A 24,216-nucleotide genomic window follows, 5' to 3' on the forward strand; every position below is an offset into this window, starting at 1 on the left:
AAGGCAGTAAGAGACCAATTACATGGATTCACTCGTCGTTCCCGATATCGAGCTTTTACGACGTTGGCTGGATCAGCAGAGCATCACCTGGTTTGAGTGCGATTCCTGTCAGGCGCTTCACCTGCCGCATATGCAGAATTTCGACGGGGTGTTTGATGCCAAGCTGGATCTGGTGGACAACGTTATTCTGTTTTCCGCGCTGGCGGAAGTCAAACCCACCGCACTGATCCCGCTGGTGGGCGATCTGTCACAGATCAACGCCAGTTCACTGACGGTGAAAGCTTTCGTTGATATCCAGGATGATAATCTGCCCAAGCTGATTGTCTGCCAGTCGCTTACCATCACGGCTGGCCTGACCTATGGGCAGTTCGTGCATTTTATGAAGCAGAGTGAAGAGCAGATCTCAATGGTAGTGATGGAAGCCTTTGCCAATCATCTGCTGATGATGAGCGAAGAGGAAGATCGCGGCGAAATCATCGCTTCACACTCTATGCTGCACTGATTTTCAGTCACTATTTCAGGGCCTGGCGGCCCTGACGGACGCATATCTCCCTGTTTAAGGCCGCATCCGGCCGTTTCCTTCATTTTTCCCCCGCGCTTTTCCCGCTTTTATGCTGGCTCAGGGCCGTTTTTCCCCTATTTTCTGCGCCGTTTTACCGCTCCCGGCTCGCTTGCATAGAGTAAAACCAGGCGAATATCGATAAAAGGCGTTTTTTGCGCCCGGCTCTGGTCTGGCCTGCATTGTGGGACTATCCTTGCGAAACTGCATTTTGTGTGCAAGGTCGCAGCAGGTATAGGTTTTTTCTATTTAACAGCGCGGCGGCTAATCCTTACAGTAAGCGAAACGCCGTTGGCCCGCTTTTAGCCGTAATTATCTCTGTTCAGGAGGATGGAAAACATGTTCAACCAGCGTAAAAAATGGTTGTCAGGCTTGGTTGCTGGCATGGTGATGGCGGTTTCAGCTGGCGCCACGGCGGCGGATAAGACGCTGCACGTCTATAACTGGTCCGACTATATTGCGCCCAATACCGTGCCTGATTTTGAGAAGCAGAGCGGCATTAAAGTCGTCTACGACGTGTTCGACTCCAACGAGGTGCTGGAAGGCAAGCTGATGGCCGGCAGCACCGGCTACGATATCGTGGTGCCATCCTCCAGTTTTCTGGCGCGCCAGCTACAGTCCGGCGTCTTTCAGCCGCTGGATAAGAGCAAGCTGCCAAATTATAAAAACCTCGATCCTGATTTGCTGAAAAAGGTTGAGCAGCACGATCCGGGCAACAAATACGCCATTCCCTACCTTTGGGCCACCACCGGCATTGGTTATAACGTCGATAAGGTGAAAGCCGCACTGGGCAAAGATGCGCCGGTTAACAGCTGGGATCTGGTGCTGAAGCCGGAGAATCTGGAAAAACTCAAAAGCTGCGGCGTCTCTTTCCTGGACGCCCCGGAAGAGATTTTTGCTACCGTTCTGAACTACCTGGGCAAAGATCCTAACAGCAGTGATGCCAAAGATTATTCCGGCGCGGCGACCGATCTGCTGCTGAAGCTGCGTCCGAGTATCCGCTACTTCCACTCTTCGCAGTACATTAACGATCTGGCGAACGGCAATACCTGCGTGGCTATCGGCTGGGCGGGCGACGTTCTGCAGGCGAAGAATCGCGCTGCCGCCGCGAAAAACGGCGTGAACATCGCCTATAGCATTCCAAAAGAGGGCGCGCTGGCGTTCTTCGATATGCTGGCCATTCCTAAAGATGCGAAGAACATGGATGAGGCTTATCAGTTCCTGAACTATCTGATGGAGCCAGCCGTGATGGCGAATATCTCCAACAAGATTTTTTACGCCAGCGGCAATAAAGCGTCGGTGCCGTTAGTGGAGGCCAGCGTACGCGACAATCCGGGCATCTATCCCAACGCGGAGACGATGGCTAAATTGTTTGTGCTGAAAGTCCAGGATCCGAAACTCGATCGTGTGCGCACGCGGGCATGGACTAAAGTTAAAAGTGGCAAGTAGCTGAAGCCTCACTGAGTTATCACAGAGGCGACCCCGCCTCTGTTTTCTTTTTATACGGCATGACCGTTTAAAAGCGCCGGAGTGTAATGGAAGTGAACGACGCGATCCCTCGTCCGCAAAAAAAAGTCAGCAGGGCGGTTACGCCGCTGCTGGAAATTCGCAATCTGACCAAGTCCTTTGACGGACAGCACGCGGTTGACGACGTCAATCTGACAATTTACAAAGGTGAGATCTTCGCTCTGCTGGGCGCTTCCGGCTGCGGCAAATCCACGCTGCTGCGGATGCTGGCCGGGTTTGAAGCGCCTACCTCCGGGCAGATTATGCTGGATGGCCAGGATCTCTCCCACGTGCCGCCCTATCAACGCCCGGTCAATATGATGTTTCAGTCCTATGCGCTTTTTCCGCATATGACGGTAGAGCAAAATATCGCCTTCGGCCTGAAACAGGATCGGCTGCCCAAGGCTGAGATCGCCGAGCGCGTCAGTGAGATGCTGGCGCTGGTGCATATGCAGGAGTATGCAAAGCGCAAGCCGCACCAGCTTTCCGGCGGACAACGGCAGCGCGTGGCGCTGGCCCGCAGCCTGGCTAAACGCCCTAAGCTGCTGCTGCTGGACGAGCCGATGGGCGCGCTGGATAAAAAACTCCGTGACCGGATGCAGCTGGAGGTGGTGGACATTCTGGAGCGCGTTGGCGCGACCTGCGTGATGGTTACTCACGATCAGGAAGAAGCGATGACGATGGCCGGACGTATCGCCATTATGAATCGCGGCAAGTTCGTGCAGATCGGCGAGCCGGAAGAGATTTACGAGCATCCCACTACGCGTTACAGCGCCGAGTTTATCGGTTCAGCAAATATTTTTCAGGGAATGCTGCGCGAGCGCCAGCCAGACGGTCTGATTATCGACAGTCCAGGCCTGATCCATCCGCTGAAGGTTGATTCCGACGCATCCATTGTGGACGGCGTGCCTGTACACGTGGCGCTGCGCCCGGAAAAAGTCATGCTGAGCGATGAAGTGCCCGCCGATGGCTGTAACTTTGCCGTGGGCGAAGTGGTGTATATTGCCTATCTGGGCGATCTCTCCATCTACCATGTGCGCCTGCACAGCGGCCAGATGATCAGCGCGCAGTTGCAGAATGGCTATCGCTTCCGTAAAGGGGCACCGACCTGGGGAGACGAAGTCCGCCTCTGCTGGGATACGGATAGCTGCGTCGTGCTGACGCAATAAGGGGAGGCGTTTATGACTCAAGTTACTGCGTCCAGACGTCCGGCATTGCTGAACAGGCTGCGCTCAAGCCGCAAGCTGGCGATCGCGCTGCCTTATCTCTGGCTGGTCCTGCTGTTTCTGCTGCCGTTTCTGATCGTGCTCAAGATAAGCTTCGCCGATATTGCGCGAGCTATCCCACCCTATACGGACCTGTTCAGCTGGGCGGATGGTCAGCTGACCGCGGTGATCAATTTTGGCAACTATCTGACGCTGACGGACGATCCGCTCTATATCGATGCCTATCTGCATTCGCTTCAGGTGGCGGCAATTTCTACCGTAGCTTGCCTGATTATCGGCTATCCGCTGGCGTGGGCCGTGGCGTACAGTTCGCCTTCTACCCGCAATATCCTGCTGCTGCTGGTGATCCTGCCTTCCTGGACCTCCTTTTTGGTGCGCGTTTATGCCTGGATGGGCATTCTGAACGATAACGGCGTGCTGAACCGTTTTCTGATGTGGAGCGGCATTACCGATCATCCGGTGGCAATCCTTTATACCAATCTCGCGGTCTATATCGGCATTGTCTACTGTTATCTGCCTTTTATGGTGCTGCCTATTTACACCGCGCTTACCCGTATCGACTATTCGCTGGTGGAAGCCTCGCTGGATTTAGGTGCCCGTCCGCTGAAAACGTTCTTTAGCGTGATAGTGCCGCTGACCAAAGGCGGCATTATCGCCGGCTCCATGCTGGTGTTTATTCCGGCAGTCGGCGAGTACGTTATCCCGGAACTGCTCGGCGGCCCGGACAGCATCATGATCGGCCGCGTGCTGTGGCAGGAGTTCTTTAACAACCGCGACTGGCCGGTCGCCTCGGCGCTGGCGGTAATTATTCTGCTGATCCTGATCCTGCCTATCATCTGGTTTCATAAGCATCAGAACAAAGAGCTGGGAGAAAAAGCATGAGTGCTTTGCCGACCGTGCGCTCCCCGTGGCGTATTGCAATCCTGATAGTCTGCTTTTTCTTCCTGTACGCGCCGATGGTGCTGCTGGTGGTCTATTCCTTTAACTCATCGCAGCTGGCCGCCTGGGAAAGCTTCTCGCTGCACTGGTACAACGTGCTGTTCCACGATGGCGCGATGATAAGCGCGGTCACGCTGAGTCTGACCATCGCCGCGCTGTCGGCAACGGCCGCGGTGATTTTGGGCACGATGGCGGCGGTAGCGATCGTCCGCTTCGGTCGCTTTAAGGGATCAACCGGCTTCGCCTTTATGCTTACCGCACCGCTGGTGATGCCGGACGTGATCACCGGGCTGTCGCTGCTGCTGCTGTTTGTGGCAATGGGCAATACCTTTGGCTGGCCTGGCGATCGCGGCATGCTCACTATCTGGCTGGCGCACGTTACTTTCTGTACGGCCTATGTAGCGGTAGTGATCAACGCCCGTCTGCGCGAGCTGGACCGCTCTATTGAGGAAGCGGCAATGGATTTAGGTGCCACGCCGCTGAAGGTCTTCTTCGTGATCACCGTACCGATGATCGCGCCCGCGATCGTCACCGGCTGGCTGCTGGCCTTTACGCTGTCGCTGGACGATCTGGTGATTGCCAGCTTCGTTACCGGGCCGGGCGCGACCACGCTGCCAATGCAGATTTTCGCCACCGTGCGGCGCGGCGTTAATCCGGAGATTAACGCGCTGGCGTCGCTGATCCTGTTTGTGGTGGGTATTGTTGGCTTTATTGCCTGGCGGTTTATGGCGCACGAAGAGAAACAGCGCATTCGGGATGCGCAGCGCGCGCAAAAAGGTCACTAACGGCAGGCCGATCAGGGACGATCGGCCTGGCGGCGCCGCCAGCCTGAATGGCGGCGCGACTAGCCTAAAATCTTTATCACGCAGGCCTTAAAGATTTTCACCCCGACCGGCAGCGCATCCAGGTCAAAACGCATATCCGGATGGTGCAAACCCGGCGTCAGGCCGGTGCCCAGCCCCCAAAACCCTGCTTTGATTGCCGGACGCTGCACGGGATAGTGGAAGAAATCTTCACTGCCCGGCGTTGAGCGTACCGGCATTAACGCCGCTTCACCCAATACCTCTTTGATCGCTTCCGCCACCAGCGCCGTCATCTCCGCATCGATCTCAGCGGCGGGCATCGCTTTCAGCACTGCAATTTTAGCGGTAGCGCCGTAGGCCGCCGCGCTTTGCGTTATCGCTCGCTCCACCCGACTTTGCAGCTGCGTCATATCCTCGTTTTCCGCCGCGCGCAGGTCAAACACTACGCGGGCCGTGTCGGGAACGGAGTTAGTGACGCCCGCATCGCATAAAAACCGGGTGGCCTTGGCGCTCCAGCTTTTACCCGGCGCCATATGCACGGCGTTAACAGCCTGTACGGCGCTGACCGCGGCATCCAGCGCGTTGATGCCCAAATGCGGCCGCGCGGCGTGAGCGGTTTGCCCACCTATGGTGGCTTCAAGAGTGACGCAGGCGGAATAGTACATGGCGGGGATCGCGGTGCCGACGGCGCACTCCTCCGCCGGACGAAGATGAAAGCCCAGCAGCATATCCACATCCTCGACCGCGCCGCCTGCTACCATTGCCAGCGCGCCGGTGCCCAACTCTTCCGCTGGCTGGAAAATGAGCTTCAGGCGGCCTCGTTTAACTGCGTTCTCTGATTTTAGCTCCTGCGCGGCGGTCAGCACCACGGAAGAGTGCGCGTCGTGCCCGCAGGTATGGCGCGCGCAGGCCTCGCCGTCGATGATATGCCCCAGCGCGTCCATATCGGCGCGCAGCGCCAGCGTTGGGCCGGGTACGCCGCTGTCGAGCAGGGCGACGATACCGGTTGTGCCGTTGACGTTTTCCGTCACCTGAAACCCGGCAGCTTTCAGCTGCTGACCCAGGTAAGCGGAAGTCTTAAACTCCTCAAATCCCAGCTCCGGGATTTCATGCAGAAAGGCGTAATGTTCCAAAACTTTTAACACGATAAAGCCTCCATTAAGCGATAAAACGCATCACCAGCATGGCGATAACGGCATTCAGAACGCTGGTCAGCATCAGTAGCGGCCAGTGCTTTTTCGGCACGTCGGCCACGCCCAGCAGGCGACCCATATATTGCAGCTGCGATCCCATCAGAAAGATGGCCGGCGCCAGGATGGTAATATCGGTGCCGGTCAGCACGCCTTTCGCCAGCAGGCTTACCGCCACGCCGGTTCCGGCCGACGACGAAAGCCAGGCGGTTAGCAGCACCGTCACGGCTTCGCCCGGTAGCCCAAACAGGCCCATTACGGGCGCAAAGACCTTGCCGATAAAGGCCATCACGCCCAGCAGGTTAAGCATCTCGGCAATCACGTACGCCATAATGACGTTAGGCATTAAATTATGAATAGCGATATGAAACCCTTTGCGCGCGCCAACCACGAACACATCAAAAGGATTATGGGAAACGGCAACGGGCGGATTATTTTTCATGCTGGAAATCCTGCTTATAAACAGTAGCTAACACCAGGCGCACCACGGCAGCGCCAACAAACTTTAATACAAACATCAGCACCAGCGGCACCAGCACCGGGACGGAAAGCGAGACGAACAGCGCCGAGCCAATGGCAAAATAGTTGTTAATCAGCCCCGCGCCGGAGTATTGCCAGGCGGCCATAATCACCACGTCCTTTTTACCTATCTGTTTCTCATCGTGCAGCTCTTTGGTCAGCGCCGCGCCCGCGTCGGTGCTTTGCAAATCGGTGATCAGCGCCAGCCCGCAGCGGCCCGGAATGCCGAGCAGAGGTTTTAACAGCGGCGTCAGCAGTTTATGCGCGGCGCGGATGGCGCCATAGTGGGTGAAGATTTCCAGCAGGCCCAGCGCCAGCATCACCGTCGGCACCAGCGAAAGCGCAAACAGAAAACCGGCTTTAGCGCCCGTGCCGCCCTCACCGAGAAAGGTGGCGCGCGCGGCATCCTTAATGGTGCCGAACTTGCCGCCGAGGGTGGTGAAGTCAAACGCGCCCAGCCATTTTGCCCCTTCCACGTTTAAAAACAGGCCGGAAAAAAAGAGAATAGCCACGATCAGGGCCAGATAAGCGCCAATGCCTGGCGTCCAGTGTTCACGAGCTTTTGCCGATCCAGTCTCCATTTCTGTCTCCCGAGTAGCGATCCGAAAAATCTTATCCAGTGGCAATTGTGCGTAAACTGGACTAAACATAAATTGCTGCCAATTCAACAGGTGAGAAGCAGTTATCGTGCCAGGAAAGAGGATCGAGCAAAGAAAGCCTCGCGCTTTCTTTTTCTCTGGCGCTAACGAAGCGACAGCCGTGGCCGAAAGCACGGCAAACGAGGGCAGGGGAACGCTGCACGGGCATACCTGCACTAAAACGGAGCATGGACGGGAGAAAATGATGTCAGAGGTGCTGAAACAGGAGCCAGCCTGCGAGATCCCCGTCCCGGTGGTGGTGGCGGCAATCGCTATCATTATGACACGCTGCCTGAGCGTCGCGCTGGAAGTGCATGAAATGGGGCTGAATACGCTGCTGAATGTTATCCATCTTGCCGCGCAAAGCTGGAGCGCCACCCTGATATTTATCGCCAGCCAGCTGCTCTTTTTTATTGAGCTACGCTGTGCGCTTGCGCTATTGCATGGCCGCCGCTGGGGACGTCTGGGCTACGGCTGTTCGCAGCTAATCGTGATCGGTTATATGCTGATGGCGTCGGCGGGCTGGATCGGCCCGGAAATATTTTCTTTACACGGCGAGCAGGGGCATCTGCTGCTCTCGCAAAAGCTGCCTGACCTGCTGGTGCTGGGGCTGCTCTTTTTCCCTGCCAGCAGCCGGGAATTTTTTCAGCAGCGCTGATCCCACAGTGGTACAATCCCCGCCCGCTTTTGTTTGACGAGATTTGACATGCACTGCGCCCTTTATGATGCCGATCGCTGCCGCTCCTGCCAGTGGCTGGATCGCCCCTATTCGCAACAGCTGAACCAGAAGCAGTCTGAGCTGCAACAGCTTCTGTCCGCGCAGGCGGTCAGCGAATGGCTGCCGCCGGTCACTTCGGCGCAGCAGGGTTTTCGCAACAAGGCGAAAATGGTGGTCAGCGGCAGCGTGGAGCGCCCGCTGCTCGGCATTGTGCATCGCGACGGGACGCCAGTCGATCTTTGTGGCTGTCCGCTTTATCCCGACAGCTTCGCCGCGGTATTTGCGCAGCTGAAACCCTTTATCGCCCGCGCGGGTCTGACGCCGTATAACGTGGCGCGCAGGCGCGGCGAGCTGAAGTTTATCCTGCTGACGGAAAGCAGCCGCAGCGGCGAGCTGATGCTGCGCTTTGTGCTGCGATCCAAAGAGAAGCTGGCCCAGCTCACTAACGCGCTGCCCGCCCTGCAGGCGCAGCTGCCGCAGCTGAGCGTGATTTCAGCCAATATTCAGCCGGTGCATATGGCGATTCTGGAAGGCGAAGAAGAGATCCCGCTAACGGAAAATCAGGCGCTGGCCGACCAGCTGAACGACGTGCCGCTGTGGATCCGGCCGCAGAGTTTTTTTCAGACCAACCCGGCGGTAGCCGCCTCGCTGTACGCTACGGCAAGAGCATGGGTAAGCGAGCTGGGCGTCAAAAGCATGTGGGATCTGTTCTGCGGCGTAGGCGGCTTCGGCCTGCATTGCGCCACGCCAGAGATGTCGCTGACCGGCATTGAAATCAGCGCGGAGGCCATTGCCTGCGCTAAACGGTCAGCGGAAAAGATGGGGCTGGAGAAAGTCAGCTTCGCCGCGCTGGACTCTACGGCGTTTGCTACCGGCGAAGGCAGCACGCCCGATCTGGTGCTGGTCAATCCGCCGCGTCGCGGTATTGGCGCCGCGCTCTGCGAGTATCTGAGCCGCATGGCGCCGCCGTTCATTCTTTATTCCAGCTGCAACGCGCAGACCATGGCTACCGATATCGCCCGCCTGAGCGAATACACCCTTGTTAAAGTCCAGCTGTTCGATATGTTCCCGCATACCGCGCACGGCGAAGTGCTGACGCTGCTACGGCATCTCTGACTCGGCGGGCAGGTCAGCCGCCGGGCCAAGCCAGCGTTGCTTCAGCATGTGCAGCGTACCGTCATCGCTCAGGCTTTGTAGCGCGCCATTCAGCTGCTCCAGCAGCGCCTTATCGCCTTTACGTACCGCGATACCCAGGCCTGCACTGAAATAGCGATTATCCGTAATCGGCTTGCCTACGGCGTCCAGGCCGGGATTGCTTCTCAGGATGGTCTGCATGGAAGGCGTCTCGCCAAAAATGGCGTCGAGCCTGGCGCTGCGGATATCCAGAAGCGCATTCTGATAGTTGTCGTACGCGACAGGAATGATATCCGGCCACGAACTTTGCAGCCAGGCCTGTAAGGTTGTGGCATCGGCGACGCCAACGCGCTTGCCGCGTAGCTCCGCTAAAGAGGCGTAGCGGCCTTTAACCGCAATCACCATGCCGGAACTTTCCAGATAAGGCTGGGTGAAATCCGCCTCTTCCCGGCGCTCTTCGGTAATATCCAGGCCGGAAATCACCGCGTCATAGCGGTTGAATTTTAGCGAAGGCAGCAGGCGGTCAAAATCATTATTGGTAAAGAGACACTGCCGCGCTATTTTTTCGCACAGGGCTTTTGCCAGCTCGATATCAAACCCCACCAGCTGATGCCCGGCATTCAGGTAGACAAAAGGCGGATAGGTCGCCGAAGTGGCAAAGCGAAGCGGGCCGCTGGCCAGCGCGTTGGCAGCAAATGCGACAAGCAGAAAAACGCAAACCTTAAGCATGTCTCCGGCCCTTGCGTAAATATTATCGGGATAGTATGACGGCTGCCGCCGCGGCGTTATGCGCGGATTAACTGACGGTTAAGCGCTGTTATTTGACGAATGCCGACGACCGATGCCGCCGGCATGGTGGCTCAGCTACGGCGCTCGAAAGCCAGCGCTCGTCGTTCTATCAGGCGCATCATCAGCGTCAGCAGGCCGTTAACGCACAGGTAAATGACGCCTGCTGCGGCAAAAACCGTCACGTCGTAGGTTCGCCCGTAAAGCTGCTGTCCCTGGCCCATCACTTCCATTAGCGTAATGGTATAAGCCAGCGAGGTGCTCTTAAATACCAGCACCACCTCGTTGGAATAAGAGGAAAGCGCGCGTTTAAACGCGTAGGGCAGCAGAATGCGCAGCGTATCTTTACGGTTCATCCCCAGCGCGGCACAGGATTGCCACTGACCGGCAGGAATAGCTCTGACCGCGCCGTAAAACAGCTGGGTGGTATAGGCCGCGCTGTTAAGCGAAAGCGCGAGCAGGGCGCAAAGCCAGGGCTGCGACAGCCCGTTCCATAGCCACGGGATCGCCTGAATGGAAGGAAACTGTCCCGGCCCATAGTAAATCAAAAAGATTTGCACCAGCAGCGGTGTGCCGGTGAACAGCGTAATATAGCCGCGCACGACCTGGCTCAGTACCGGGATCTTCAGCGACAGGATCACCGTGAACAGCAACGCCAGCAGCAGCGCCAGCAGCAGTGAGGCCACCGTCAGCGTCAGGCTGGTATGCAGCCCTTTCAGCAGCTCGGGTAAATAGCTCAGCATCCGTTATTCCCCTGCTCAAAACGGGTGGTACGCGCTTCGATACGCTTTAAAACCTGCTGGCTGAGCAGCGTGATAATTAAATAAATCGCCGCCGCCACCATGTACCAGGTAAAAGGCTCCTGCGTGCGTGAGGCGATGCTTTTGGTTTGCAGCATAATATCGTTGACGCTGATCAGCGATACCAGCGCCGTATCCTTCAGCAGCACCAGCCACTGGTTGCCCAGGCCCGGCAGCGCGTGACGCCACATCTGCGGCAGGATCAGACGGAAGAATATCGCCGGCGTTTTCATGCCCAGCGCCTGGCCCGACTCCCACTGTCCCTGAGGCACCGCCTTCAGCGCGCCGCGCAGCGTCTGCGAAGCGTAAGAGGAATAAAGGATCGACAGCGCGATAACGCCGCAGAGAAACGGGCTGACGTCGAAATTCTCAATCGTCATCTGCACCGGCAATGAAGCGAAGCCCAGATGCAGCGTAAAGCCGTCGGAAAGCGTCAGTAACAGCTGCGAGGCGCCAAAATAGACGAACAGCACCACCAGAATTTCCGGCAGCCCGCGAAACAGCGTCACCAGCGCGGTGCCGATCCAGGCGACCGGCCGCCAGCGGGCGGATTCCCAGACGGCGAAAATCATCGCCAGAATCAGGCCTGCGGCCAGCGCAGAAACGGCAAGGCCGACGGTCATCCCGGCGGCGCTTGCAAGAGGATAAAATTCGTTCATTCCGTTATTGCTGGAACCATTTGCTGTAGATGGTTTTATAGGTGCCGTCGGCTTTCACTTTATCCAGCGCGGCGTTGAATTTGCCCTGAAGCTGGGTGTTGCCCTGGCGCAGGGCGATACCCAGTCCGGTGCCGAAGTAGTCTTTATCGGTGACCTTCTCACCAACCGCGGCCAGCGAGGTGTTCTGCTTCAGCCACTCGTTAACCACCGCCGTGTCGCCGAATACGGCATCAATACGGCCGTTTTTCAGATCCAGAATGGCGTTCTGATAGCTGTCGTAAGGCACGGTTTTTACCTCCGTCAGTTTCTCGGTCAGGTATTTCTGGTGCGTAGTGCCGTTCTGCACGCCGACGCGTTTGCCTTTCAGCGCGGCTACGTCAGCAACTTTGCCTTTCTGCGCGATAAATAAAGCGGAATTATCGTAATAGGCTTTGGTAAACAGCACCTGTTTTTCACGCTCGGGCGTAATATCCATTCCGGCCATCACGGCGTCGAAGCGACGGAACTTCAGGCTTGGGATCAGGCTGTCGAAAGCCTGATTGGTAAAGGTGCAGGTCGCGTCCATCTCTTTACACAGCGCGTTCGCTAAATCGACATCAAAACCCTGAATTTTGTTGTCGGAATCGACAAATTCAAAAGGAGGATAAGAGGCTTCAGTAGCAAAACGGATGGTCTGCGCGGCGCTGGCGCTCAGGCTTACACCGGCTAACAGCGCGGCAAGTACGATTTTTTTCATCATTATGTCCTGCATCAGTGCGAAAGATAATTGGCAAACGCTTCGGTTTGCGGCTGTGTAAAGCGGCTGGCGTCACCCTGTTCCACGATATAACCATTCTCCATATAGACGACGCGGCTGGCCGTTTTGCGCGCCACTTCGACCTCATGGGTAACGATCACCTGAGTGATATTGGTTTCAGAGAGTTCCTGAATAATCGCCACGATCTGCGCCGTGATTTCCGGATCCAGCGCCGCCGTTGGTTCATCAAACAGCAGCACGGCCGGTTCCATCATTAATGCGCGGGCGATAGCAACACGCTGCTGCTGTCCACCGGACAGGTGCAGAGGAAAACGGTCGGCGAATTTGGTCAGGCGCAGGCGTTCCAGCAGTTTTTCGGCACGAGCCAGCGCCCGATCCTTGCTTAATCCCAGCACGCGGCAGGGCGCTTCGATCAGGTTCTGCATCACCGTCAGGTGCGGCCAGAGATTGTACTGCTGGAACACCATGCCGACGTTTTGACGCAGCTCGCGGATAGCCGCGTCGCCCGGCGCTTTGCTGAAGTCGAAATGGTGACCGGCGATCCCCAGCGTGCCGGAGCGCGGCATCTCCAGCAGGTTCAGCACGCGCAGCAGCGAGCTCTTGCCGGCGCCGCTTGGGCCGAGCAGCACCAGCGTCTCGCCTTCCGGGCAGGTCAGCTGAATATCAAAAAGCGCCTGATGGGCGCCATAAAAGCAGTTTACAGCGTTTAGTTGAATACTCATGCGCAAAAAGTGAATAGCGATTAGTTCTGCGAATCTTAACGTTGACGGCATAGTTATGCAATCAGCGCGGCGAAAAATTCGCTTATGCAGGCAAGTTAACTACAAGGCTAGCACAAAATGAGGGAGGCTGGATGAAAATGCAGCAGAGGAAAGAGGCGCACCGCTCGTCGGCGGTGCGCGGAAAACACTATCGCAGCAGGCGCTGGCTGAGGGAGCCGCCTTCAATATGCGGCGCGGGGCCAAGATAGCGCACGTCGTCCACCGCCCAGCAGGTGCCCTCATGGATCATCAGCACTTCATCCTGCCAGCTTTGCGGCTTGTCACCGTCGCGGCTGAGCTTAACCCGCAGCGGAATATTGCGCGCGTCGTGGTTAGGGATTGACGATGAATCCGCTACGCTCGCCGAGGTGGCGCCCGCCGGCTGGCTTGAGAAGATATCCCCGCGCAGGGTCGCTTCTTTTTGCGGATCGCTATCGGCCTTCAGCAGCGTCTGATAGAGCCTGTCGCTGAGGTAAGGACGATATTTAGCCAGCTGGGTGGCGTTCGGCAGGCCCTGAGCAGGCTGCTCAAGGCGCAGATCGTAAAACGCCTGGGCAACAGAATCCGGGCCGCCTTCGACGCAGGGAGAGGTGCGGCTGCCATTATCCTTAAAGACGGGTTGTACCGTGGTACAGGCGCTGAGCAGCAGCGCCAGCGGAGCCAGAGCGGCAAGCTGTAACTTCATCTTGATTTCCTTATGGTTTCTGGATGGCGTTTTTTAGCATAAAGTATAGCTGGTCTGCCTGGCCATAAGAGCTAAAACCCTGGATTGAAGTTAAGGAGAAAATCATGCAATTTTCCACTACCCCAACGCTGGAAGGCCAGCCCATAACGGAATACTGCGGCGTCGTGACCGGCGAAGCGATACTGGGCGCCAATATCTTCCGCGATTTCTTTGCCGGCATTCGCGATATCGTCGGCGGCCGTTCCGGCGCATATGAGAAAGAGTTACGCAAAGCGCGCCAGATAGCCTTTGCCGAACTGGAAGAGCAGGCGAAGGCCATGGGCGCGGACGCCGTGGTCGGGATTGATATCGATTACGAAACCGTTGGCAAAGACAGCAGTATGCTGATGGTCAGCGTCAGCGGCACCGCGGTTAAAACACGGCGTTGATGCGCCTGCTGACGGCGCTGGTGGCGGCCATTGTACTGAGCGCCTGTACATCCGGTCTGGAAAAACAGAATGGCTACGTCGTGGATACGCGCCACGCCGCTTACGGGGCTCGTCCGCGTATTAAGGTGCTGGTTATTCACTATACCGCTGAGGATTTTCCCCGCTCGCTGGCTACGCTGACCGACCGGGAAGTCAGCGTGCACTATCTTATTCCGGCCAAACCCTTCCAGCATGGAAAACAACCGGTGGTGCTGCGGCTTGTGCCGGAATCCGAGCTGGCGTGGCACGCGGGCATCAGTTTCTGGCGCGGCGCGACGCGGCTCAATGATACCTCGCTTGGTATCGAACTGGAAAATCCGGGCTATCGCCGCACGCCGCAAGGGCGAGCCTGGTATCCTTTTTCCCGCGAGCAGATGGCCGCGCTGATGCCGCTGGCGCGGGATATCACCCGGCGCTACGGTATTCGCCCGCAGGATGTCGTCGGACACAGCGATATCGCGCCGCAGCGCAAGCAGGATCCCGGCCCGCTGTTTCCGTGGCGCTGGCTTTATCAACAGGGCATTGGCGCGTGGCCGGACGAGGCTCGCGTAAGCTATTACCTGGCGGGAAGAGCGCCTGGCCAGCTGACGGACAGCGGGCATCTGCTGTCGCTGCTGGCGCGCTACGGCTATGAATCGACGCCTGATATGTCGGCCACGCAGCAACAGCGGGTGATTGCCGCTTTTCAGATGCATTTCCGGCCCGCTGACTATTCAGGCGTGGCGGACGCGGAAAGCGAGGCTATCGCCGAGGCGCTGTTAGAAAAGTATGGCGGTTAGTCCGGCTGGCTGGCCAGAAACGCTTTCCATTCCGCGACCACTTTTTCCAGCGCCGGACGATCGACATCCAGATGCGTGACCAAACGCGTCACCGCGCCGGTATGCAGAACGATGCCTTTGCCACGCATCCAGGCTTTAAGCGGCTCAGCCTGATGTGCCGGCAGACGCACAAACACCATATTGGTGTTCTGACTGGAAACCTGCACGCCAGCGGCCTTTAGCTGCGCAGCCAGCCAGGCGGCGTTATCGTGATCGTCCTGGAGCCGCGTGACGTTGTGCTCCAGCGCGTAAAGCCCGGCCGCCGCCAGAATGCCCGACTGCCGCATGGCGCCGCCGGTCATTTTGCGCCAGCGCTTCGCGCGCTCGATATAGTCTTTGCTGCCGCACAGCAGCGAGCCGACCGGCGTACCCAGACCTTTCGACAAACAGATTGTCAGCGTATCGCAATACTGCGTAAGATCGCGCAGCGTGACGCCCAGCGCCACGGCCGCATTGAAAATGCGCGCGCCGTCCACATGCAGCGCCAGCTTATGGCTGCGCGTGAATGCCCAGGCTTCCTGCAAATAGGCCAGCGGCAGCACTTTGCCGTTATGGGTGTTTTCCAGGCTCAGCAGCCGGGTGATGGCAAAATGAAAATCATCCGGCTTGATAAACTGTTCGACCACGTCCAGCGGCAGCGTACCGTCTTTTGCTGCAAGGATCGGCTGCGGCTGAATACTGCCGAGTACCGCCGCGCCGCCAGCCTCATATTTGTAGTTATGCGCCAGCTGGCCAACGATGTATTCTTCGCCGCGCTGGCAGTGGCAGAGCAGCGCCACCAGGTTGGCCTGGGTGCCGGTCGGCAGAAAAAGCGCGGCCTCTTTCCCGCTGAGTGCGGCCGCTTTGGCCTCCAGCGCGTTAACCGTAGGGTCGTCGCCATAAACATCGTCGCCGGTTTCCGCCGCCATCATTACGGACAACATCGCGGCGGAAGGGCGGGTTACCGTATCACTGCGTAAGTCGATCACCGTTGCGCTCCTTAAAGGGCAAAACGGACGCCGCAGCGTCCGTGAGACAGACCAATGTTTTACCGCAGCCAGTTGGTTTTAGCCAGCTCGACCACTTCGTCGCCGCGACCGTTGATCAGCGCGCGCAGCATATAGAGGCTAAAGCCTTTCGCCTGCTCCATCTTGATCTGCGGCGGCATCACCAGCTCTTCGCTGGCGGTGACCACATCCAGCAGCACCGGGCCGTCGTGCGCCAGCATCTCTTCGATGGCGCCGGTCAGCTCGGAAGCGCGCTCCACGCGAATGCCCTTCACGCCGCAGGCGTTGGCGATATCGGCAAATGCCGGGTTTTGCAGTTCGGTGCCGTCGGTCAGATAGCCGCCGGACTGCATTTCCATCGCCACAAAGCCCAGCACGCTGTTATTAAACACCACCAGCTTCACCGGCAGCTTAAGCTGTGCTACCGACAGGAAATCGCCCATCAGCATAGAGAAGCCGCCGTCGCCGCACATCGCTATCACCTGGCGCTGCCTGTCAATAGCCTGCGCGCCCAGCGCCTGCGGCATGGCGTTGGCCATGGAACCGTGGTTGAACGATCCCAGCAGACGACGTTTGCCGTTCATTTTCAGATAGCGTGCGGCCCAGACGGTAGGCGTGCCGACGTCACAGGTAAAAATCGCGTCTTCGCTGGCCAGCTCGCTAAGCTGCTGCGCCAGGTACTGCGGGTGGATCGCCTGTTTGTCATTGGCGGTCGCCAGCTCGTCCAGACTCTTTCTGGCTTCCTGGTAATGCTTCAGCGCCTTATCCAGAAACGCGCGATCCTCTTTTACTTCGAGGCGCGGCAGCAGCGCGCAAAGGGCGGCCCGAACGTCGCCGACCAGCGCCATATCCACATGGCAATGCGACCCGATACTGCCCGGATCGATATCAATCTGGATAATTTTCGCTTTTTCAGGATAAAAAGCGCGGTAAGGGAAACGCGTTCCCAACAGGATCACCGTATCGGCATTCATCATGGCGTGATAGCCGGATGAAAAGCCAATCAGGCCGGTCATACCGACATCGTAAGGGTTGTCATACTCAATATGTTCTTTGCCGCGCAGCGCGTGAACGATGGGCGCTTTCAGCGTTTCCGCCAGCTGCACCACTTCCGTATGCGCGCCCGCACAGCCGTAGCCGCACATCAGCGTGATATTTTTTGCTTCATTAAGCAGCTGCGCCAGCTTGTCCAGTTCGCTGGCGGGCGGCTGCACGATAGGGAACTGCGGCGGATACCATTCGGCGCGAGCGTTTTCCGGCGCGGGCTGTAGCGCCACGTCGCCAGGAATAACCACGACCGACACGCCCCGATTGATAATAGCTTTACGCATCGCGATGCCCAGCACCTGTTGCAGCTGCTCGGGATTGGAAACCAGCTCGCAGTAGTGGCTGCACTCTTTAAACAGCTCCTGCGGATGCGTTTCCTGGAAATAGCCGCTGCCGATCTCGCTGGAGGGAATATGCGCGGCAATCGCCAGCACCGGCACGTTGTTGCGGTGGCAGTCGTACAGGCCGTTGATCAGATGCAGGTTGCCCGGCCCGCACGAACCGGCGCAGACGGCAAGCTGACCGCTGATTTGCGCTTCGGCCCCGGCAGCGAAAGCGGCGACTTCCTCATGACGAGTCGGCATCCATTCGATGGTGCCCATGCGGTTCAGGCTGTCGCTCAGCCCGTTAAGCGAGTCCCCGGTTACGCCCCAAATGCGTTTTACGCCGGCGTTTTCAAGTGTTTTCGCCACCAGTGCGGCTAGCGTTTGCTTCATTTCTGCTCCTTTAAAGCTTTAATCAGTGTCCCGAAGGGAGAGATCTTCAGCAAAAAGCATAGTCGAGGCTGAGCAAAGGGTAGGGCATTATACGGCGCGCGCCGCAGGCGAAAATAATGCGGCAAGGCATCAATGCAGCGCCGTTGCCAGATCTGCGGGTACGGAAGATGTCGGCCGCAGACCAAACTCTTTTTTCAGCAGCGCCTGAAGATTATCCGTGAGAAAACCCGGCGCCGTCGGGCCGGTGTAAATGTTTTTTACCCCGAGGGACAAGAGCGTCAGCAGCACGACAATCGCTTTCTGCTCAAACCAGGAGAGCACCAGCGATAAAGGCAGATCGTTAATGTCGCAGTTTAATTTTTCCGCCAGCCTGACCGCCAGCACGATAGCCGCATAGCTGTCGTTGCACTGGCCCACATCCAGCAGACGAGGCAGGCCGCCCAGCGTGCCGAAAGCCAGTTTGTTAAAGCGATATTTACCGCAGCCCAGCGTCAGGATCAGACAGTCATCGGGAATGGCGGTGGCCAAATCGGTAAAGTAGCTGCGCTGCACGCGATTGCCGTCGCAGCCGCCTACCAGAAAGATATGCCTCAGCTGATGCTGTTTCACCAGCTCAATCACGCTGTCGGCGGCGTCAAGCAGCGTCTGGCGGCCAAAGCCCGTAGTAATGGTGCGGGGGATCTCGCTGGTGGAGAAGCCCGGCATCTGCTGCGCCTGCGCGATAACGGCAGAAAAGTCGTCGTCGTGCAGGTGATTCACGCCGGGCCAGCCGACAATGCTGCGGGTCCAGATACGCTGCTGATAATCGCCTCTGAAAGGATCGATAATGCAGTTGGAGGTCATAACGATCGGGCCGGGAAAGGCGGCGAACTCTTTTTGCTGGTTCTGCCAGCCGCTGCCATAGTTGCCGACCAGATGCGCATAGCGCTTCAGTTGCGGATAGCCATGTGCCGGCAGCATTTCGCCATGCGTGTAAATGTTGATACCGCTGCCTGCGGTTTGTTCCAGCAACAGTTGCAGATCCCGCAGATCGTGCCCGGAAATCAGGATCGCTTTTCCCGCCACCGGCCGGGTATTAACCGCCACGGGCTGCGGCGAACCGTAAGTGGTGGTCTGCGCCTTATCCAGCATCGCCATGATGGCGAAATTCATTTTGCCGATATCCATCGCCGCCGCCAGCAGATCGCTGGCGCTGTCCGGCTGCGCACCCAGCCAGACCATGATCTGATGAAACTGTTGGTAAATGGTGTTATCGAAGTAGCCGTGAACATGGGCATGTTCCATATAGGCCGCCGCGCCTTTCAGGCCATACAGGCACAGCAGGCGCAGACCGATAATATCCTCATGCGCATGGCCGCGATTGGGGCGCCACGCCAGCGCCTGTTGCTGTAGCTGCCCAGGGTCATCGCTTTCCAGGACTATTGCCGCCGCAGGATAATTTTCTGCGCTGCAAGGAAGCTTGCAGCACGCTTTTAGCTGTTCCCGGTAGCTGGTGGCCTGACGGGCAAGCGCTACGATGCGTGAGGAATCAAAATTGACGTTAGTTAGCGTGGCAAACAGCGCCTTTGGTATGAAACTGTCGATATCATGCAGAATAATACCCTGCTGTCGCGCCACCAGCGCCCAGGCGGAAAGCCCCTGAAGCGTGGCAATCAGCAGATCCTGCAAATCTGACGTTTGTGCCAGTTTCCCACAGGCGCCGCGCACGCCGGTACAGCCGTTACCCGTAAGACGGCGTTGAGTTTGTTCACATTGCACGCAAAACATAGCCTTATCCTTTAAAGTTGCATTTAAAATGCAACATTAATCCTTCAGGACATAATCTGTCCTGAAAAAACGCAGCCAGGTTGATTTAACGCAAATTTACTGCGCTGAAACGCGGCGGAGGGCAAGAAGCGAGGATGAAAATTAATTTCGTGCAAAAAGGGGGCTTGAAAAATGACAGGACGGCGCCACTTTACTAAGGTTGGTAAAAGTTGCCCATAAAAATGCCAGCGACGCTGGCTGGCATTTTATTGCAAGGTTGGTCAGAATATCACTAAGCGGTCAGGCGCTGACAGCAACTGCCGCTTCGGCATTAACGGGGACAATCAGGCTGGCGTGATTGCCTTTTGGCCCCTGGTGCACATCAAACTGAACCTGCTGCCCGGCTTTCAGCGTTCGGTAGCCATCCATCTGGATAGTGGAATAATGAGCAAAGATATCTTCGCCGCCACCGACCGGACAGATAAAGCCGAAGCCTTTGGCATTGTTGAACCATTTAACAGTACCCGTCTCCATGCTTTTGGATCCCTCGCAAGACATTCAAATGGGTGAGGTAGTGAGGCATTGGCCTCCAGGCTGGTTAAAACGCATCCAGCATACGCCTGTACTGTAGAGAAATCGTACCAGGCGTCAAGCGAATGAAGAGGAGATGCCGGGATGAATTCATCAAAATTTGAAGCAGTTAACGCTATTGCTATTTTTGTGATGAAGGTCGCGTAGTTGCAGGTTGGTGCAAAAATTCACCGGCTTCGGACAGCATTTCGGGCGTGCTAAACTTACGCTTAAGGGTGTTAGTCTGATGCAGGCAGGCAACGTTTTCATATTGGGTACGTATGGGAAACACTAACGATTGGCTTAATTTTGAACATCTTGCAGAAGACAAACTCCGCGAAGGTCTCAAGCCGCCTTCGATGTATAAAGTTATTCTGAATAATGACGATTATACACCTATGGAATTTGTTATTGACGTACTGCAAAAGTTCTTTTCTTATGATGTTGAACGTGCAACGCAACTGATGCTGACGGTTCACTACCAGGGAAAGGCAATCTGCGGTGTCTTTACCGCCGAAGTGGCGGAGACCAAGGTCGCGCATATCAATAAATATGCGAGGGAGAACGGACATCCGTTGCTGTGTACGCTGGAAAAAGCCTGAATAAGGCGATCTAATGGGGGAGGTGCCTATGCTCAATCAAGAACTGGAACTCAGTTTAAATATGGCTTTCGCCAGAGCGCGCGAGCACCGACATGAGTTTATGACCGTCGAGCATCTGCTGTTGGCGTTGCTCAGTAACCCATCAGCAAGAGAGGCCCTTGAAGCCTGCACGGTGGATATTGTGGCTCTGCGGCAGGAGCTCGAAGCCTTCATCGAACAAACAACCCCGGTGTTGCCGGTCAGCGAAGAAGAGCGCGACACACAGCCTACGCTCAGCTTTCAGCGCGTTCTACAGCGCGCCGTTTTCCACGTGCAGTCATCCGGCCGCAGTGAAGTAGCGGGCGCTAACGTGCTGGTCGCTATCTTCAGCGAACAGGAATCCCAGGCTGCCTATCTGCTGCGCAAGCATGAAGTCAGCCGCCTTGACGTGGTTAATTTTATTTCTCACGGCACGCGCAAAGATGAGCAGGGGCCCGCTTCGGGCGCAGAAAACCCTGTTAACGAAGAGCAGGCAGGCGGGGAGGAACGTATGGAAAACTTCACCACCAATCTTAACCAGCTTGCTCGCGTAGGCGGTATCGATCCGCTGATCGGGCGGGATAAAGAGCTGGAGCGTACCGTTCAGGTTCTCTGCCGCCGCCGGAAAAACAATCCGCTGCTGGTGGGCGAATCGGGCGTGGGTAAAACCGCGATCGCCGAAGGGCTTGCGTGGCGTATCGTGCAGGGCGACGTGCCTGAAGTGATGAAAGACGCCACTATCTACTCGCTGGATATCGGGTCGCTGCTTGCCGGTACTAAATACCGCGGCGATTTCGAGAAGCGCTTTAAGGCGCTGCTGAAACAGCTTGAGCAGGATAACAGCAGCATTCTGTTTATCGATGAGATCCATACTATCATCGGCGCCGGTGCCGCTTCCGGCGGGCAGGTAGATGCCGCCAACCTGATCAAACCGCTGCTTTCCAGCGGCAAAATTCGCGTGATGGGGTCCACCACCTATCAGGAATTCAGCAATATCTTTGAGAAAGATCGCGCGCTGGCGCGTCGTTTCCAGAAAATCGATATTACCGAGCCTACGGTAGATGAAACGGTGCAGATCCTGAACGGCCTCAAGCCGAAGTATGAAGCGCACCATGACGTCCGCTATACCGCAAAAGCAGTACGTGCAGCGGTTGAGCTGGCGGTGAAATATATCAACGACCGTCATCTGCCGGATAAAGCGATTGACGTGATTGACGAAGCGGGCGCGCGCGCACGCTTGCTGCCGGTCAGCAAGCGCAAGAAAACGGTTAACGTGGCGGATATTGAATCCGTGGTTGCCCGTATCGCGCGTATTCCTGAGAAGAGCGTTTCCGCCACGGATCGCGACACTTTGAAAACGCTCGGCGACCGGCTGAAAATGCTGGTGTTTGGTCAGGACAACGCTATCGAAGCCTTAACCGAAGCGATCAAGATGAGCCGGGCCGGTCTGGGGCAGGATCGCAAGCCTGTCGGTTCCTTCCTGTTTGCCGGCCCTACGGGCGTGGGTAAAACAGAGGTCACCGTACAGCTGGCGAAAGCGCTGGGCATTGAGCTGCTGCGTTTTGATATGTCGGAATATATGGAACGCCATACCGTCAGCCGTCTGATCGGCGCGCCTCCGGGCTATGTCGGTTTCGATCAGGGCGGGCTGCTGACGGACGCGGTGATCAAGCATCCGCACGCCGTGGTGCTGCTTGATGAGATCGAGAAAGCGCATCCGGACGTCTTCAACCTGCTGCTGCAGGTGATGGATAACGGGATGCTGACCGATAACAACGGGCGTAAAGCCGATTTCCGCAACGTGGTGCTGGTGATGACCACGAACGCTGGCGTACGTGAAACCGAACGTAAATCTATTGGTCTGATCCATCAGGACAACAGCACCGATGCGATGGAAGAGATCAAAAAGATCTTTACGCCAGAGTTTCGTAACCGCCTGGATAACATTATCTGGTTCAAACACCTCGACAGCGAGGTTATCCATCAGGTAGTGGATAAGTTTATCGTTGAGCTGCAGGCGCAGCTGGATGCGAAAGGCGTCTCGCTGGAAGTCAGCGACGAAGCGCGCAACTGGCTGGCAGAAAAAGGCTACGATAAAGCGATGGGCGCGCGTCCAATGGCGCGTACGGTGCAGGAAAACCTGAAAAAACCGTTGGCGAACGAGCTGCTGTTTGGCTCCCTGGTGGACGGCGGGTCGGTTTCGGTGGCGCTCGACAAAGAGCAGAACCAGCTGACTTACCAGTTCGTGAGCGCCGAAAAGCGCAAAACGGAAGGCTCTGTACATTAGGCGTAAAAAAACTAAAGGCCGAAGATTCTTCGGCCTTTTTTTTACCCGTGCGGCGCATCAGGCGCCAGCATCTGCAGTAAATCAGGTTAGCGGATACGGAAGGTGATACGACCTTTGTTCAGATCGTATGGGGTCAGTTCTACGGTAACCTGGTCGCCCGTTGAGATACGGATATAGTTTTTGCGTATCTTACCGGAGATATGCGCAGTAATGACGTGTCCATTTTCCAGTTCAACACGGTACATAGTGTTAGGTAATGAATCCACTATCTTACCCTGCATTTCAATATTATCTTCTTTGGCCATCAAATCCTCTGGGTGTTATAACCTTTGTCTCGAATCAGCAAATAATGCCGATTTAAGAACGTTATGTAAAGAATAGCTGATGATTCCACCAGCGTCGGCCTCCCTGCGGCATAAGCAGCGCACGGAAACGCGTAATCAAGAGTTGGTACAAAACCGGGGGGAAAGTGCGGTCTTCAAAAAGGCTTATACACGCATACCAAGCTCTCATATTATACCATTATTATCCTGGTCTGCGTGGAAAACATCACCGTACGGTCTTAAAAAAGGGTCTGCTGACGCCAGCATTCGGGCGGAAGCGGCTGTTTGGCCAGCAAATCAAGCTGTTTAAGATAGTCAGCGCGGGACATCTCTTCGGCGCCAAGCGAAGCGGTATGGGGATTCAGCACCTGACAATCGATCAGCCTGCCGCCCTGCTGTAGAAAATAGCGGCTGAAAACCAACAGTGCCGTTTTTGAGGCATTTTCACAGCGGCTGAACATCGATTCGCCGCAAAAAATCTGCCCCAGCGCCAGGCCGTACATACCACCAACCAGTTCTTTGTCGTGCCAGACCTCGATGGATTGCGCTTCGCCAGCATCAAACAGCTGCTGCCAGGCGTGCTTCACGGCGGGCGTGATCCAGGTGCCTTCCTGACGATCGCTGGCGCAGCCTTCCACTACTTCGCTAAAGCTTTGATTCAGCGTCACGCGATAGGGCGATCGCTGATGAAAACGCTTCATGCTGCGGCTAAGGTGAAACTTTTCCGGCCACAGCACCGCGCGCGGATCCGGCGACCACCATAAGATAGGATCGCCTGGCGAAAACCAGGGAAAAATCCCGCGCTGATAGGCGCTGAGCAGGCGGGGCAGACTTAAATCGCCGCCCATCGCCAGCAGGCCGTTCGGTTCACGCAGCGCCATCTCCGGCGGTGGAAAATTAAGTGATTCTCTTGAGAGCTGCATCAGGCGCATAGTCACTGTCTCAGTAATGCGAGA

The 24,216-nt window shown here is 56.7% G+C and carries 26 protein-coding genes; 11 read left to right on the forward strand and 15 right to left on the reverse strand.

The genetic code is table 11. The features are described 5' to 3' along the window. Window positions 1-22 precede the first annotated feature (22 nt). From ACA373_RS00730 to potI, 5 genes are all read left to right on the forward strand, one after another. Complete coding sequence (locus ACA373_RS00730) at window positions 23-502, forward strand: YbjN domain-containing protein (RefSeq protein WP_253454751.1); 480 nt, start codon at window positions 23-25, stop codon at window positions 500-502. 396 nt (window positions 503-898) lie between these two features. Next, window positions 899-2,008, forward strand: coding sequence for a spermidine/putrescine ABC transporter substrate-binding protein PotF (gene potF / locus ACA373_RS00735; protein ID WP_253454750.1), 1,110 nt, complete (start codon window positions 899-901; stop codon window positions 2,006-2,008). Between the two features lie 92 nt (window positions 2,009-2,100). Then, entirely contained in the window at window positions 2,101-3,234 is a 1,134-nt protein-coding gene (gene potG / locus ACA373_RS00740) for a putrescine ABC transporter ATP-binding subunit PotG (RefSeq protein ID WP_125288891.1), read from the forward strand. Between the two features lie 12 nt (window positions 3,235-3,246). Continuing rightward, window positions 3,247-4,173, forward strand: coding sequence for a putrescine ABC transporter permease PotH (gene potH, locus ACA373_RS00745; protein ID WP_367652763.1), 927 nt, complete (start codon window positions 3,247-3,249; stop codon window positions 4,171-4,173). After that, window positions 4,170-5,015 (forward strand): putrescine ABC transporter permease PotI, encoded by an 846-nt coding sequence (potI, locus tag ACA373_RS00750; protein WP_253454749.1) that lies wholly within the window; start codon window positions 4,170-4,172, stop codon window positions 5,013-5,015. Before potH ends, potI begins: the two co-directional genes overlap by 4 nt. 59 nt (window positions 5,016-5,074) lie before the next feature. Here the strand turns inward: potI and ACA373_RS00755 are convergent, their stop codons facing one another. Genes ACA373_RS00755 through ACA373_RS00765 form a run of 3 tightly spaced genes read right to left on the reverse strand, consistent with a single transcriptional unit; the run spans window position 5,075 to window position 7,323 of the window. Further along, a complete protein-coding gene (locus ACA373_RS00755) occupies window positions 5,075-6,178 on the reverse strand; it encodes a M20 peptidase aminoacylase family protein (protein WP_370733860.1) in 1,104 nt (367 codons plus the stop codon). Between the two features lie 13 nt (window positions 6,179-6,191). Next, window positions 6,192-6,665, reverse strand: a complete 474-nt coding sequence (locus ACA373_RS00760) for a YjiG family protein (protein WP_370733861.1) — start codon at window positions 6,663-6,665, stop codon at window positions 6,192-6,194. Beyond that, window positions 6,655-7,323, reverse strand: a complete 669-nt coding sequence (locus ACA373_RS00765) for a nucleoside recognition domain-containing protein (RefSeq protein WP_125288756.1) — start codon at window positions 7,321-7,323, stop codon at window positions 6,655-6,657. The genes ACA373_RS00760 and ACA373_RS00765 overlap by 11 nt, the downstream gene beginning before the upstream one ends. Before the next feature lie 262 nt (window positions 7,324-7,585). Here ACA373_RS00765 and ACA373_RS00770 point away from each other — a divergent pair, with 262 nt between their 5' ends. Both ACA373_RS00770 and rlmC read left to right on the forward strand, forming a co-directional pair. Then, window positions 7,586-8,038, forward strand: a complete 453-nt coding sequence (locus ACA373_RS00770) for a YbjO family protein (RefSeq protein ID WP_301251309.1) — start codon at window positions 7,586-7,588, stop codon at window positions 8,036-8,038. 48 nt (window positions 8,039-8,086) lie between these two features. After that, window positions 8,087-9,214 (forward strand): 23S rRNA (uracil(747)-C(5))-methyltransferase RlmC, encoded by a 1,128-nt coding sequence (gene rlmC, locus ACA373_RS00775; protein ID WP_369894913.1) that lies wholly within the window; start codon window positions 8,087-8,089, stop codon window positions 9,212-9,214. On the opposite strand, the gene ACA373_RS00780 is transcribed toward rlmC, so the two are convergent. From ACA373_RS00780 to ACA373_RS00805, 6 genes are all read right to left on the reverse strand, one after another. Further along, window positions 9,200-9,961: a transporter substrate-binding domain-containing protein gene (locus tag ACA373_RS00780; RefSeq protein WP_301251236.1), complete on the reverse strand. Its 762-nt coding sequence runs from the start codon at window positions 9,959-9,961 to the stop codon at window positions 9,200-9,202. The two genes, rlmC and ACA373_RS00780, sit on opposite strands and share 15 nt — an antisense overlap. 131 nt (window positions 9,962-10,092) lie before the next feature. Then, window positions 10,093-10,761 (reverse strand): arginine ABC transporter permease ArtM, encoded by a 669-nt coding sequence (artM, locus tag ACA373_RS00785; RefSeq protein WP_253454743.1) that lies wholly within the window; start codon window positions 10,759-10,761, stop codon window positions 10,093-10,095. Then, on the reverse strand, window positions 10,755-11,477 hold the full coding sequence (gene artQ / locus ACA373_RS00790) for an arginine ABC transporter permease ArtQ (protein ID WP_253454742.1): 723 nt from the start codon (window positions 11,475-11,477) through the stop codon (window positions 10,755-10,757). Before artQ ends, artM begins: the two co-directional genes overlap by 7 nt. Before the next feature lie 4 nt (window positions 11,478-11,481). Further along, entirely contained in the window at window positions 11,482-12,213 is a 732-nt protein-coding gene (gene artJ / locus ACA373_RS00795) for an arginine ABC transporter substrate-binding protein (RefSeq protein WP_370733862.1), read from the reverse strand. A gap of 14 nt (window positions 12,214-12,227) precedes the next feature. Beyond that, on the reverse strand, window positions 12,228-12,956 hold the full coding sequence (gene artP, locus ACA373_RS00800) for an arginine ABC transporter ATP-binding protein ArtP (RefSeq protein ID WP_253454740.1): 729 nt from the start codon (window positions 12,954-12,956) through the stop codon (window positions 12,228-12,230). A gap of 187 nt (window positions 12,957-13,143) precedes the next feature. Next, window positions 13,144-13,680: a lipoprotein gene (locus ACA373_RS00805; RefSeq protein WP_370733863.1), complete on the reverse strand. Its 537-nt coding sequence runs from the start codon at window positions 13,678-13,680 to the stop codon at window positions 13,144-13,146. Window positions 13,681-13,784: 104 nt separating this feature from the next. On the opposite strand from ACA373_RS00805, the gene ACA373_RS00810 reads away from it, so the two are divergent. Both ACA373_RS00810 and ACA373_RS00815 read left to right on the forward strand, forming a co-directional pair. Further along, on the forward strand, window positions 13,785-14,108 hold the full coding sequence (locus ACA373_RS00810) for a heavy metal-binding domain-containing protein (RefSeq protein ID WP_125288747.1): 324 nt from the start codon (window positions 13,785-13,787) through the stop codon (window positions 14,106-14,108). Next, the gene (locus ACA373_RS00815) at window positions 14,108-14,926 is read left to right on the forward strand and encodes an N-acetylmuramoyl-L-alanine amidase (RefSeq protein WP_370733864.1); all 819 of its coding nucleotides are present in this window, start codon (window positions 14,108-14,110) and stop codon (window positions 14,924-14,926) included. Before ACA373_RS00810 ends, ACA373_RS00815 begins: the two co-directional genes overlap by 1 nt. On the opposite strand, the gene ltaE is transcribed toward ACA373_RS00815, so the two are convergent. From ltaE to cspD, 4 genes are all read right to left on the reverse strand, one after another. Next, window positions 14,923-15,933 (reverse strand): low-specificity L-threonine aldolase, encoded by a 1,011-nt coding sequence (ltaE, locus tag ACA373_RS00820; protein ID WP_370733865.1) that lies wholly within the window; start codon window positions 15,931-15,933, stop codon window positions 14,923-14,925. The genes ACA373_RS00815 and ltaE overlap by 4 nt on opposite strands. A 59-nt stretch (window positions 15,934-15,992) precedes the next feature. After that, window positions 15,993-17,714: a ubiquinone-dependent pyruvate dehydrogenase gene (gene poxB, locus ACA373_RS00825; RefSeq protein ID WP_370733866.1), complete on the reverse strand. Its 1,722-nt coding sequence runs from the start codon at window positions 17,712-17,714 to the stop codon at window positions 15,993-15,995. Window positions 17,715-17,843: 129 nt separating this feature from the next. Beyond that, window positions 17,844-19,481: a hydroxylamine reductase gene (hcp, locus tag ACA373_RS00830; RefSeq protein WP_369894911.1), complete on the reverse strand. Its 1,638-nt coding sequence runs from the start codon at window positions 19,479-19,481 to the stop codon at window positions 17,844-17,846. Window positions 19,482-19,760: 279 nt separating this feature from the next. After that, the gene (cspD, locus tag ACA373_RS00835; protein ID WP_125288742.1) at window positions 19,761-19,994 is read right to left on the reverse strand and encodes a cold shock-like protein CspD; all 234 of its coding nucleotides are present in this window, start codon (window positions 19,992-19,994) and stop codon (window positions 19,761-19,763) included. A 317-nt stretch (window positions 19,995-20,311) separates the two neighbouring features. Between cspD and clpS the strand changes: the two genes are divergently transcribed. Both clpS and clpA read left to right on the forward strand, forming a co-directional pair. Continuing rightward, complete coding sequence (clpS, locus tag ACA373_RS00840) at window positions 20,312-20,632, forward strand: ATP-dependent Clp protease adapter ClpS (protein WP_125288741.1); 321 nt, start codon at window positions 20,312-20,314, stop codon at window positions 20,630-20,632. A gap of 28 nt (window positions 20,633-20,660) precedes the next feature. Continuing rightward, window positions 20,661-22,937: an ATP-dependent Clp protease ATP-binding subunit ClpA gene (clpA, locus tag ACA373_RS00845; protein ID WP_125288740.1), complete on the forward strand. Its 2,277-nt coding sequence runs from the start codon at window positions 20,661-20,663 to the stop codon at window positions 22,935-22,937. A gap of 86 nt (window positions 22,938-23,023) precedes the next feature. On the opposite strand, the gene infA is transcribed toward clpA, so the two are convergent. Next, entirely contained in the window at window positions 23,024-23,242 is a 219-nt protein-coding gene (gene infA / locus ACA373_RS00850; RefSeq protein WP_125288739.1) for a translation initiation factor IF-1, read from the reverse strand. 257 nt (window positions 23,243-23,499) lie between these two features. Beyond that, window positions 23,500-24,192 carry a leucyl/phenylalanyl-tRNA--protein transferase gene (gene aat / locus ACA373_RS00855; protein ID WP_253454730.1) on the reverse strand — a complete coding sequence of 231 codons (693 nt, stop codon included), beginning with the start codon at window positions 24,190-24,192 and terminating at the stop codon, window positions 23,500-23,502. Window positions 24,193-24,216 lie beyond the last annotated feature (24 nt).

This window comes from Erwinia sp. STN24 (genome assembly GCF_041320675.1).
GTDB lineage: Bacteria > Pseudomonadota > Gammaproteobacteria > Enterobacterales > Enterobacteriaceae > Erwinia > Erwinia aeris.